Annotated in this window: 10 protein-coding genes and 1 pseudogene; 5 read left to right on the top strand and 6 right to left on the bottom strand. The window is 65.4% G+C overall.

What is annotated here, in order from left to right:
- Positions 1 to 151: pseudogene (locus J7I84_RS16615) on the top strand (integrase core domain-containing protein); the annotation flags it as partial.
- Here J7I84_RS16615 and J7I84_RS16610 read toward each other — a convergent pair.
- Complete coding sequence (locus J7I84_RS16610) at positions 148 to 891, bottom strand: SGNH/GDSL hydrolase family protein (protein WP_214945652.1); 744 nt, start codon at positions 889 to 891, stop codon at positions 148 to 150. The pseudogene J7I84_RS16615 and the gene J7I84_RS16610 overlap by 4 nt on opposite strands.
- A gap of 210 nt (positions 892 to 1101) precedes the next feature.
- Positions 1102 to 1926, bottom strand: coding sequence for a DUF1206 domain-containing protein (locus J7I84_RS16605; protein WP_214945651.1), 825 nt, complete (start codon positions 1924 to 1926; stop codon positions 1102 to 1104).
- A gap of 184 nt (positions 1927 to 2110) precedes the next feature.
- Here J7I84_RS16605 and J7I84_RS16600 point away from each other — a divergent pair, with 184 nt between their 5' ends.
- Positions 2111 to 4729, top strand: a complete 2619-nt coding sequence (locus J7I84_RS16600) for an excinuclease ABC subunit UvrA (protein ID WP_251046735.1) — start codon at positions 2111 to 2113, stop codon at positions 4727 to 4729.
- Positions 4730 to 4977: 248 nt separating this feature from the next.
- Here the strand turns inward: J7I84_RS16600 and J7I84_RS16595 are convergent, their stop codons facing one another.
- From J7I84_RS16595 to J7I84_RS16585, 3 genes are read right to left on the bottom strand one after another with little or no spacing between them, the layout of a single operon-like run.
- Positions 4978 to 5751 carry an enoyl-CoA hydratase/isomerase family protein gene (locus tag J7I84_RS16595; protein ID WP_214945649.1) on the bottom strand — a complete coding sequence of 258 codons (774 nt, stop codon included), beginning with the start codon at positions 5749 to 5751 and terminating at the stop codon, positions 4978 to 4980.
- A 31-nt stretch (positions 5752 to 5782) separates the two neighbouring features.
- Entirely contained in the window at positions 5783 to 6409 is a 627-nt protein-coding gene (locus J7I84_RS16590; protein ID WP_214945648.1) for a flavin reductase family protein, read from the bottom strand.
- Between the two features lie 6 nt (positions 6410 to 6415).
- Positions 6416 to 7738: an MFS transporter gene (locus J7I84_RS16585; RefSeq protein ID WP_214945647.1), complete on the bottom strand. Its 1323-nt coding sequence runs from the start codon at positions 7736 to 7738 to the stop codon at positions 6416 to 6418.
- A gap of 255 nt (positions 7739 to 7993) precedes the next feature.
- Between J7I84_RS16585 and J7I84_RS16580 the strand changes: the two genes are divergently transcribed.
- The 3 genes from J7I84_RS16580 to J7I84_RS16570 all read left to right on the top strand — a co-directional run bounded on the left by J7I84_RS16580 (position 7994) and on the right by J7I84_RS16570 (position 10685).
- Positions 7994 to 8740 (top strand): IclR family transcriptional regulator, encoded by a 747-nt coding sequence (locus tag J7I84_RS16580; protein WP_311381158.1) that lies wholly within the window; start codon positions 7994 to 7996, stop codon positions 8738 to 8740.
- Between the two features lie 245 nt (positions 8741 to 8985).
- Entirely contained in the window at positions 8986 to 10419 is a 1434-nt protein-coding gene (locus tag J7I84_RS16575; RefSeq protein WP_214945645.1) for a flotillin family protein, read from the top strand.
- A 26-nt stretch (positions 10420 to 10445) separates the two neighbouring features.
- Positions 10446 to 10685 carry a hypothetical protein gene (locus J7I84_RS16570; protein ID WP_214945644.1) on the top strand — a complete coding sequence of 80 codons (240 nt, stop codon included), beginning with the start codon at positions 10446 to 10448 and terminating at the stop codon, positions 10683 to 10685.
- Positions 10686 to 10716: 31 nt separating this feature from the next.
- Here the strand turns inward: J7I84_RS16570 and J7I84_RS16565 are convergent, their stop codons facing one another.
- A complete protein-coding gene (locus J7I84_RS16565; protein ID WP_214945643.1) occupies positions 10717 to 11748 on the bottom strand; it encodes an aldo/keto reductase in 1032 nt (343 codons plus the stop codon).
- Between the last annotated feature and the right edge of the window lie 6 nt (positions 11749 to 11754).

Raw genomic sequence — 11754 nt, 5'->3', positions numbered from 1 at the left:
GGCCTACGCCCGTCCGTACAGCTCAGAGACCGAGCGTGTTGCCGCTTTCGCCGACTGGCTCCATCACTACAATCATCATCGAGGCCACACTTCACTCAAAGGTCAGCCACCGGCCAGCCGCGTCACCAACCTCGCAGGTCAATACACCTAGGCGGCCGGCCTGCGCGCGTCCTGCCGCCCTTCCAGCGCGGCCGCAGCCGCCGGGGCCGCCTGCTCAAGGTACGCACCGATGTGATCCAGCAGGTAATGCTGCCCCAACACAGTCGGGTGGTCGCCGTCCGGGCCGATCAGGTCATCAAAATCGTCGCTGATCCAGCCCTCGGCGATCGGATCCACAAACTCACCGCCCGCCATCGCAGTGGCCATCCTGAGCTGGTCACTGATATTCACCAGGCTCGGGTCAGTGTCCGTGGTGTACGACGGCGGCCCCACCACGATGATTCTCGCCTCGGGGGCCAGGGCTTCTGCCCTGTCCATCGCGGCCAGCGCCGCGTCGCCGACGTCGGCGGAGGCATAGCCAAGGTCGTTTTCCGAGCCAAAAAAGACCACAATCCCGGTGTCCGGGGTTACGTAGTCATCAACCTGGGTACCGAAGGTCCCGTTGTAGTCGCCCACGCTGACGTAGCCGCTTCCGTCCTCGGCAGCGTTGACTACTTCCAGGCCGGCCACCTCCGGGTCCTTCCGCATCAACGCCGGCCACGCCTGCTGTGGCGAGGTGCCGTGGCCGGTGCTCAGCGAGTCCCCCACCACAACAACACGGACCGGGGCCGCCGCCGTGGCCGGGGGCTGCGTCTGGGCAGCGCTTCCCGAGGTCACGGCCAGAAGGAGGGCAACCACACCAGCCGTCGCCAGCCGGCCGGGATGCCCGTGCAGCAGCACGCTGTCCTGCATGGTCCCTCCTCCTGCCTGGAATTACCGGGTGGCCGGGCAGCTGCCCGCCGGCCGTATGTCTTTTATCCGTATCCCATCGTAGGCAATTGTGGGATCACTTTAGGGCTAAGGTGACCAGGATCAACAGGATGCACAGCGACTGCACAGGAACCTTTAGGGCATTAGGTACCCCAGTGGCCGCGTTGCGGGGAGCCACGCTGCGTCCCGGGCCTAAAACTTCCCGTACCGTGCCCGTGCCATGGAATACACGCCGAAGCAGATGAGCCCCACGGCGATGGCAGCAAGGAGGAACACCCCGTACGGCTGGGAGCCAAGCGCCTTCAGCCCGCCGTCGAGGCCGGAGGATTTGGACGGGTCCGCGGTGGCGGCTGCCACGATGATCAGCACACCGACGACGGCGAGCACCACACCCTTGGCTGCGTAACCAATGGTCCCGAGCCACTCCACGGCCGTCCGCGCGCTGCCCGGGTCCTGGAGGTCCTTCATGAACTTCCGGGAGACACCCCGGTAGGCGTAAAAGACACCGGCCCCGATGATCGCCAGCCCCACCACTACCAAAAGCACCACCCCGGCAGGCGCTCCCATCAGCTTTGCGGTGAAGTCGCTGGCCGACTGACTGGAGTTCTTGCTGCCCCCGGAGGCAAAGACGGCGAAAGTGAAGGCCAGGAACCCGAAGACCACTGCCTTGCCCGCAGCGCTCGCGGCGTTCTTCAGCTTCTTCTTGGAGTCAGGCTCCCTGCGGGCCCCAAAAACAGCCTCGCTGAGCATCCAGAGGGCAAGCGCTGCACATGCAACAGCTCCGGCCCAGAGCAGGATCCCGCCGCCCGGCTTGGAAGCCAGGGATCCGATCGCCCCCGACTGGTCAGCTTCTCCGCCCTGGCCCCTGTTCAACTGCAAAGCGATGGCGCCGATCAGGATATGGACCAGGCCAATGAAGACAAATCCTGCACGGGCCAGAATGCGTACCGCCGGGCTGCGGGTGGCCGACGCCGCCTCGGACACTGCCCTGTTAGCTCCCTGCGACGCGTTGCCCATGGCCGGCCCTTCCAAATATGTAGTTGCTGTTCTGTTCGCCGGACCGCTTCCCCAGCCTGCCTGCGTGGCGGAATGCTTCAGTGTAAATCCGTCTGCGCCGTCCCGACAGGTCCAGCCAAATTCCGGCCGCACACGGATGGCCAGTACAGTCGAAGCGGTGCATGCCAAACAAAACGCTGATGAACTGACCGAGCTGAATATCCCTGCCCCCACGCCCGACCACGCCGAAGACGGCTTCGTCCGCGTACGCGGTGCCCGCGAAAACAACCTGCGGAACGTCAGCGTGGATGTGCCGCGGGATGCGATTGTCGCGTTCACTGGCGTGTCCGGTTCGGGCAAGTCATCCCTGGCCTTTGGCACTGTCTACGCGGAGGCGCAGCGCCGGTTCTTCGAATCAGTGGCGCCGTACGCCCGCCGCCTCATCCAGCAGGGCCACAACCCCAAGGTGGACCAAATCACCGGGCTGCCGCCCGCCGTCGCACTCCAACAGCGCCGGGGAACAGCAACCTCCAGGTCCACCGTGGGGACCGTCACCACGCTGTCCAATTCACTGCGAATGCTGTTTTCCCGGGCCGGCAGCTACCCGGAGGGCGCGGCGCCGCTGGACTCGGACGCCTTCTCCCCCAACACCGCGGCAGGCGCCTGCCTGGAATGCCATGGCCTGGGCACAGCCCACACCGTCAGTGAAGCATCCCTGGTTCCGGACCCCTCACTGAGCATCCGCGACGGGGCGATTGCCGCGTGGCCCGGCGCCTGGCAGGGCAAGAACCTGCGCGACATCCTGACCCACCTGGGCTACGACGTTGATATCCCGTGGCGGCAGTTGCCCCGGAAACAGCGGGACTGGATCCTGTTCACCGAGGAACAACCGGTGGTGGAGGTAACGCCGCAGCGGGACCGCGTGGCCAAACCATACAAGGGCCGGTTCTGGAGCGCCAAGAGCTACGTGATGCACACACTCCTCGACTCCAAAAGCCCTGCCATGCGGGAGAAGGTGCTGCGCTTCATGGAGACCGGGCCGTGCCAGCGGTGCGGCGGTACAGGGCTCAAGCCGGAAGCCCTTGCGGTGACCTTCGCCGGACAGACCATCGCAGGGCTCAATGCTGCGCCCATGACTGAATTGGTGGAGATCATCCGCCCCACAACCGCGCTGGCCACGGCGGGAACTGCGTCCCGCAAGCAGTCATCCGAGTCCAACGAAGTGGCGGTGGCCATCACCCGCGACCTGCTGCAGCGCATCACCGTCCTGCTGGAACTGGGCCTGGGATACCTGGCGCTGGGACGGGCCACGCCTACGCTCTCGCCTGGGGAAATGCAGCGGCTCCGGATCGCCACCCAGCTCCGGTCCGGGCTGTTTGGCGTGATCTACGTACTGGACGAACCGTCGGCGGGCCTGCACCCTGCGGACGCCGAACCCCTCCTGGCCGTCCTGGACCAGCTCAAGTCCTCAGGAAATTCCGTCTTCGTGGTGGAACACAACATGGACATGGTCCGCCGGGCGGACTGGCTGGTGGACGTGGGGCCGCGGGCCGGCGAAGACGGCGGGGAGGTGCTGTACAGCGGGCCAGTGCAGGGCCTCGCTGAGGTACCGGAGTCCGTGACGAGGCCGTTCCTGTTCCCCGGCGGAACCGGCACGACAGGGACAGGTACGACAGGGACAGGTACGACAGGGACAGCGGCGGAAGAGGACGACGGCGGCCCCGGCAACGATGTCAGGCGGGAAGCCACGGGCTGGCTGGAACTGCGGGGCGTGAGCCGGCACAACCTGCGGAACCTGGACGCAGCCTTTCCGCTCGGCGTCCTGACGGCGGTCACGGGCGTCTCGGGTTCCGGCAAGTCCACGCTGGTGAGCCGGGTCCTCGCCGATGTTGCCGGCGGCGTCTCACTGCGCAGCACTGCACTGGACACCGGGACCGTGACCGGGACAACGCTCGAAGAGCCGGACCAGGACGCCGACGAACAGGGCGCACCGCTGACCGTGGGGCACGTATCCGGCCTGGAGTTGGTCGACCGCCTGGTGAAAGTGGACCAGAAACCGATCGGGCGCACCCCGCGCTCCAATTTGGCCACCTACACCGGGCTGTTCGATGCCGTCCGCAAGGAATTCGCCGCCACCGAGGCCGCCAGGAGCCGGGGTTTCGGCGCCGGGCGCTTCTCCTTCAATGTGGCCGGCGGACGCTGTGAGACCTGCCAGGGCGAGGGCTTCGTGGCCGTGGAACTACTGTTCCTGCCCGGCAGCTACGGTCCGTGCCCGGAATGCGGCGGCACGCGCTACAACCCCGAGACCCTGGAGGTCACCTACCAGGGCAGGAACATCGCGGAGGTGCTGGCCATGACGGTCAACGCCGCCGCGGGTTTCCTGGCCGAGGTTCCCGCTGCCGCCCGCGCCCTGCAGGCTCTCCAGGAAGTAGGCCTGGGCTACCTCCGGCTGGGCCAGCCGGCCACCGAACTTTCCGGCGGCGAGGCACAACGGATCAAACTTGCCACCGAACTGCAGCGGGCCCGCCGCGGGCACACCCTGTACCTGTTGGACGAGCCCACCACGGGCCTGCACCCGGCCGACGTCCAGCTCCTGATGGCTCAGCTGAACCGCCTCGTGGACTCCGGGAACACGGTGATCGTGGTGGAACATGCCATGGACGTGGTGGCCTCCGCCGACTGGGTGATGGACCTGGGACCGGCTGGTGGAGACGCCGGCGGCACAATCGTCGCCGCCGGCGACCCGTCCGCCGTCGCGCGTTCCCGCGGCAGCCGCACGGCCCCCTACCTTGCGGCAGCGCTCCACGCAGCTTCCGGCGGCTAGGACAAGCAGCAGCGGGACCCCTGCCCCCAATACGTGCCGGGGCGTAGGACAGAGGGATGCGAACCCAACGCAGCCAGGTCGGACGACGGCGTTGCTGCCGCCGTCCAGCGTGGGGACAGCCTCCCCCTGCGGCCGCACGGCCCCGCCTGCGCAGGACGAACACGATGCCATTGGACATCGCGGTACTGGACGGGGCCGACCGGCCGTAGTCCACCACGCGTTCCCGGACGGGCCCCGGCGGATGCCGGCTACGGCGTGCCCCGGTGACGATGGAGGAAGCCTTCCACCCGGCCGCGAAATTCATTCGGATCCACCGCCGGGCCCTTCGGCGCCCGGCGGCCCGCTTCCGTCAGCAGGCGCAGACCGTCGTTGACCGCAGCCTTGGATGCCCGCAGGGATGCCGCGGACACTTCCCGCCAGCCATCGAGGATTGCCTCAAGCGCCGCCTCTGCATCCTCGTCGGGAGCAACGGTGGTGACCAGTCCCATGTCCCAGGCTTCTCGGGCGTCCAGCATCGGGCCCCTGAATAAGAGGTCCTTGGTTCGGGACGGACCTATTCGGAGTGCCAGACGGGTGGCGAAGGTGGCAGGTACCAGCAAGCCAAGGCGTGCGACGGGCATCCCGATGCGGGCTGTGGAGGTCAGCAGTTGCAGGTCGCAGGCAAGGGCAAGCTGGCAGCCTCCGCCTGCCGCAACCCCTTCCACCAACGCCAGGGTGGGGACCGGCAAGTCCTCGAGCGCCTGCAGGGCGGCTTCAAGCAGCTCGAAAGTCCGTCCGACTTCCGCATCAGGGGTCCCGTCCCATTCGCGCACGTCAGAGCCCGCGCAAAACACTCCTCCCCTGCCGCGGACCACGACGCCGCGCAGGGAGGGGATGGACGCCAGGCCATGTACGGCACGCCCCAAATCCTCCCAGTCACCCGGTCCCAGGGCGTTGAGCCGCTGCCCGCTGCCAAAGGAAATCGTGGCGATGGCCCCCGCTTCGTCAACACTGACCGGGGCCATCAGTTGACCCCACCCCACGCGTACTGCTTGCTTCCGGTGTCTGATTTCGTCACGTGGCATCCCTTGGTGTGAAGGAACCTGGCCACTGCGAAGCGCGGATCCGCGGCAGGTGGTGGATGGGGCCAAGGCTGCCCCACTCGTCCCCGCCAAGCCTTGACAGCGGATCCAGCCCGGTTACCTCCGGGTGGCTGCCGCTGAGCACCTCGGAAGAAACGGATCCGTGCACCACCAGACCGAACACCAGGACGCAGTCACCCATCCGCAGGGTCTGGTGAAGCGTACACTCCAGGACCGCCGGGGACTCCTTGACCCTGGGCGGCCGGACCACGGCGCTCTGCTCGCGGGTCAGGCCCGCAGCGTCGAATTCGCTCACGTCGGCACTGAAATTGGTCCCCGTGGCGTTGACCTCCTGGATCAGCGCTGCGGGGGCAAGGTTCACCACGAACTCCCCTGTCGCCTCGATGTTCCGCAGCGAATCCTTTTCGCCGACGGAGGTGAACTGGAGGATCGGAGGATCCACCGAGGCGACAGTAAAGAACGAATGGGGCGCAAGGTTGTCCACCCCCTGCGGGGAGGTGCTCGAAACCCAGGCGATGGGCCGCGGAACCACCACTGAGGTGAGGAATTTGTAGAAGTCCCGCGGACCCAGTTGTTGCGGTTCAAAGTCCGTTCGCATCCGGTCCTACAGGTTTCGTGGCGTCGCAGCGGCAGCGGCGTCCCTGGCCAGCGCCCCCTTGGCCCTGGGAAGGAGGATCAGGGCAGCCATCGCGATGATGCAGCAGAGGATGATGTACAGCGAGATCGACGTCGAGTTGCCATAGTTGGCCAGCAAGGCGGCAGCGATGAGGGGCGCGGGACCGCCCGCAATCACGCTGGCCAGCTGGTAACCCAGCCCCGCACCCGTGTAACGGATATCGGCGTCAAAGCTTTCGGCGATCAGGGCAGCCTGGGGACCGTACTGGATGTCGTGCAGGATCAGGCTGACCACCACGGCAACGCCAACCCACAGGGCGTCGCGGGTGTTCAACAGCCCAAAGTAGGGAAAGGCGAACAGCGCCGTGAGCACGATGCCGGTTCCATAGACGCGGCGCCGGCCGAACCGGTCTGAAAGGCGGCCGAAGAGCGGAACGCTGATCAGGCCCAGCGCAGCCGCGATGAGGGTGTCGTCAAGGATGGAGTTGCTGTCAAGCTTCAGCTGCTTGGTGGCGTACGTAATCACGAACGTGATGAAAAGGTAGAACGGGGCCTGCTCCGAGGTGCGCACCAATGCAGAAAGGAGGATCTCTTTGGGCTGCCTCCTGATGACCTCGATGATCGGGGCCTTCACCACCTTCTTGGACTGCCGGACGGCCTCGAATTCCGGGCTTTCAATGACCCGGAGCCGGACGAAGAGTCCCACTCCGATCAGGATGATGCTCAAGATGAATGGGATCCGCCACCCGTAGGCGGCAAACCCATCGGTACCGGTTGCGGCGGTAGTGATCCTGACGACGCCGGTGGACAGGACCAGCCCCAGCGGCACCCCGATCTGGGGCCAGGATGCTGAGAGTCCGCGACGGTTCTGGTCGCCCCATTCCATGCTCAGCAGTACGGAACCGCCCCACTCGCCACCCACGCCGATGCCCTGGATGATGCGGAGCAGGACCAGCAGGACCGGCGCGGCGACGCCGATGCTTTCGTACGTCGGGAGTAGACCGATCAGCACCGTCCCAAAGGCCATCAGGAACAGGGTGGCCATGAGGGTCGTCTTACGGCCGATCCTGTCACCAAAGTGGCCGAAGATGGCCGCACCGATGGGCCGGGCCACAAAGCCAACAAACTGCGTGCCGAACGCGGCGAGCACACCGGCGAAAGCCACTTGGCCCGGAAAGAACAGCTGGGGAAACACCAGGGCAGCGGCAGTCCCATAGAGGAAGAAGTCATACCACTCGATGGTGGTACCCACTACACTCGCCACCGTGGCACGCCGTACGGCCTGCTCCCGGGTCACTCCTTGAATACTCATCATCACTCCATTGGTCAGATGTAGCAGGGCGCCGCCCGGGCTTCGAAATCGAATAATGGGGTTCCGAAGTCAGGCCGCTGGACCCGCGATGCGGTTCTTCAACCCATGGTGCGGGTCCTTGTTGCCTGTGTCAACGATTATCTTCACTGGGCGCGCCGCCTTAGAATGACGACTCACAGTTGGGAAAATGAATGAGGACAAGGGACAAAGACGTTGGCGTCAGAGCGAAGCAGCGGATCCGCACCACCCCTTCTGGTGCTCCGCAAAGTCACCGAAATCCTGAATTGCTTCTCAGTGGAGTTCCCCGAACCGACTCTCCAGCAAATCGCCCGGCAGACAGGCTTGCCGCCAAGCACGTGCCAGCGGCTGGTTCAAAACATGGTGCGCGAAGGATTCCTTGACCGCGACGGTGACCGCTACCGGATCGGACTGCGCTTGGTGCAGTGGGCCGCCCCCGGCACGTTCGGACTGGATGTGGTCCGCCTGATCCGCCCCATCCTGCAGGAACTGCGGGACCGGACCGGAGAGACGGCGTGCCTGTATATGCGGGACGGAGCTTTCCGCACCGTCGTTGCCGTGGCAGAGACCCGACACGTCGTGATGCGTCCCTTCCTCGTGGGGCAAGTGATGCCAATCCATGCCGGCGCCCCTGGAAAGATCTTCCTTGCCTTCGATCCCGAGGCGCGTCAAGCGATCGAGGACACGGAGCTGACCCGCTACACCCCCGCAACGCCGGACACCTGGGAGAAACTCGACGCCCAGGTCAGCAGTGCACGGGCCGCAGGTTTTTATGCAGCCTTCGGCGAACGGAACTCTGACGTGGGCTCCATCAGCGCCCCGGTCTTCAATCATGCTGGACGCCTCGCTGCAGTCCTCGGAGTAGGTTTTCCCACCCAGCGCGTTGGGCCGGACGACGTCGGGCGGCTGGGTCCAGCGGTGGCGGACGCCGCCAGGGAGGCCAGCGCAGCCCTTGGCCACACGGAAAAAATCCTCCCTTCCTGACAGAGGCAGGCAGGGCTGAAGCTGCGCCGGCCGTGGACGCCAGGTGCCGTCGTCGTACGCCTGTTTCTGTTGCCGCAGGCAAATATCGGTATGGCTCTGGACTCTTGGGCGGGGCCCAATCAGACTGTGTACAACAGCTGGCCAGGTGCACCGGAATTGACGGCACTTTCATTGCGGGTGAATGGGCGGTTGCATTTATTGGGGTTTTACCGTGATGCCGTTTAAGGCATTGAAAGGACCTGGTTATGCCGGACTTTGCACCGTTCTTTCCGCTTATCGCCATTATTTTGGGAGTGCTTGTTGCCGTTGGCTTTATTTGGGTGGCCACGAAGGTGATGTGGAAAGTAGCTGAACCGAACGAGGCCCTGATTATTTCCGGACTGACCCGGGGAACCCTTGAAACCCGTGAGGGCATGGATTTCAAAATTGTCACGGGAAAGGGCGCGCTGGTCCTGCCCGGTCTCCAGACCGTGCGTCCCCTGTCCCTGACATTGAATGAAACCGAACTCAAAGTTTCCTGCGTTACGTCACAGGGCATCCAGGTCATAGTGGAGGGCGTGGTCATTTACAAGATTGGCGACGCGCCGCCGTTTATCGCTAACGCAGCCCGCCGCTTCCTTGGCCAGCAGCCGAAGATGGAAAGCCAGGTATATAACGTCTTCGAGGGCCACCTGCGTTCCATTATTGGCAGCATGACCATGGAGGAGATCATCCGCGAACGGGACAAACTCGCTTCGCAGGTCCGCAGCGCCAGCGGCGTGGAGATGGAAAAGCTGGGTTTGGTGGTGGACTCGCTGCAGATTAAGGACCTCCAGGATCCTACCGGCTACATCCAGAACATCGCCAAGCCGCACATCGCCCAGGTGAAGATGGAAGCCCGGATCGCGGAGGCCACGCGCAACCGGGAGGCGGCGGAAAAAGAGGCGGAGGCGGCAGCCCTGATCGCTGATGCGCAGAGCGTCTCGGCGATCCGGCAGTCGGTGGCACAGGCCAATGCCGAGCGCGCCAGGGCAAATGCCGCCCAGGCCGGCCCGCTGGCCGAGGCCACGGCACGGCAGCAGGTGGTGGTCCAGGAAACCGAAGTTGCCAAGCTGGAGGCGGACCGGGAAGAGCAAAAGCTGCAGACCAGCATCCGCAAACCTGCCGACGCGAAGGCCTACGCCAAACGGACGGATGCCGAAGGCCAGAAGTCGGCAGACATCAGTGCCGCCGAGGCCTTGGCACGCCGCACAGAGCTTGAGGCACAGGCCAACGCCCGCCGGACCGAACTTCAGGCCCAGGCGAATGCCACCGCAGCGGCCGCCGCGGCGGGGGCCACCAAGGTCACCGGCGAGGCTGAAGCCGCGGCGACACGGGCCAAAGGCGACGCTGCGGCGTCGGCGATCAAGGCCAAGGCACTGGCCGAGGCGGAGGGCATCAAGGCCCGGGCCGAAGCGCTGGGCACCAACCAGGACGCGGTCATCTCCCAACAGCTGGCAGAGAATATGCCGGCCATCATCGCCGCGGCGGCCGAGCCGTTCTCCCACGTGGGCCAGATGACCGTCCTGAACGGCGGCGAGGGCGTCAACAAGATGCTGGGCGGGATCCTGGCACAGGCGGGCGACTACCTGCCCGCGCTCGCTTCAGCGCTCCGGAAGGGCGAAGACGCCAAGCGCCAGCCCAAGGCGCCGGGTGCGTAGGAACTCCGGACACGGAGGAACCCATCATGCGCAGGGACGTTGACCGGAGCCTGACCGGCAAGATAGGCCGGGTGACCGGGCGCATTGGCCCGGGCACCATCGGCGAAGTCATGCTGCCCTACCGCGGCGGCATCATGGCGTTCCACGCCCACCCATATGACAAGACCAGTGACTTCCCGGTGGGCGCTGAAGTGCTGGTGATCTACTTCGACCCGCCGCAAACGGTGTATGTGGATGAGCTTCCGGACGTGTTGAAGCACGCGTAGGGCGCGCGGCGTCATTGGTTTTCGGGTGGAGCTACCGCCCGCCCTTCATTTTGCGGCTGCGCTGTTCCTGGGCCATTGGCCCGTAGGGATAAACCCCTGCCTCCGGCTGGCTGGCCTCGGTGAGCCGGCTGACCTCGTCCGCACTGAGTTTCAGGTCAGCGGACGCCAGGTTGTCGGCGAGCTGTTCGGTGGACCGGGCCCCCAGGATCACCGACGTCACCGCAGGCCGGTCCGCCAGCCAGGCCAGGGCCACCTGGGAAGGGCTCACGCCATGGGTTGCGGCTATATCCTCGACGGCGTCGATAACGGTCCACGTGCGCGGATTGTCGTTGCGTGCCTTCCACGCCTCCATGCCGCGTTCGGGGTTTTCGCCCAGGCGGGTTGCCCCGGACGGACGCTGGTCCCGCTTGTACTTCCCGGACAACCAGCCGCCGCCCAGCGGCGACCACGGCAAGAGGCCGATTCCGGCATCAAGCGCCGCCGGTACGATCTCGAATTCGATGTCCCTGACCAGGAGGCTGTATTGGGGCTGCAGGCTGACCGGCGGGTTCCATTCCTGGCTGCGTGCAACATGGACAGCTTTGGTGAGCTGCCAGCCCAGGAAGTTCGAGAAACCATAGTAGGCAATCTTGCCCCGGCTGACGGCGTCGTCCAGGAAACGGAGGGTTTCCTCCAAGGGGGTGATGGGGTCCCACGCGTGCATTTGGTAAAGGTCGATCTGGTCCACGCCCAGGCGGCGGAGGGAATCATCCAGGGCGCGGGTCAAGTGGCGGCGGGATGTTCCGACGTCGTTGGGTGCCGTTCCCATGGGAAAGCGCCCCTTGGTGGCGATCACCGCTGTGTCCCTGAGCTCGGGCCGTTTGGCCAGCCAGCGGCCGATGATCTCTTCCGACACTCCCGAACTGTAGACGTCGGCAGTGTCAATGAAGTTGCCGCCCGCCTCGAAGTAGCTGTCCAGGATGGCGTGGGAGGTCTCCTCCGTCGCCTCCGCACCAAAGGTCATGGTGCCCAGCGCGTAGCTGGTGACGACGGTGCCGCTGTGGCCAAGGGTTCTGTACTGCATAATTCG

Origin of the sequence: Arthrobacter sp. ISL-85, from assembly GCF_018613675.1 — a bacterium.
Classification (GTDB): domain Bacteria; phylum Actinomycetota; class Actinomycetes; order Actinomycetales; family Micrococcaceae; genus Arthrobacter.
This window is presented reverse-complemented; position numbering and strand designations above follow the sequence as displayed.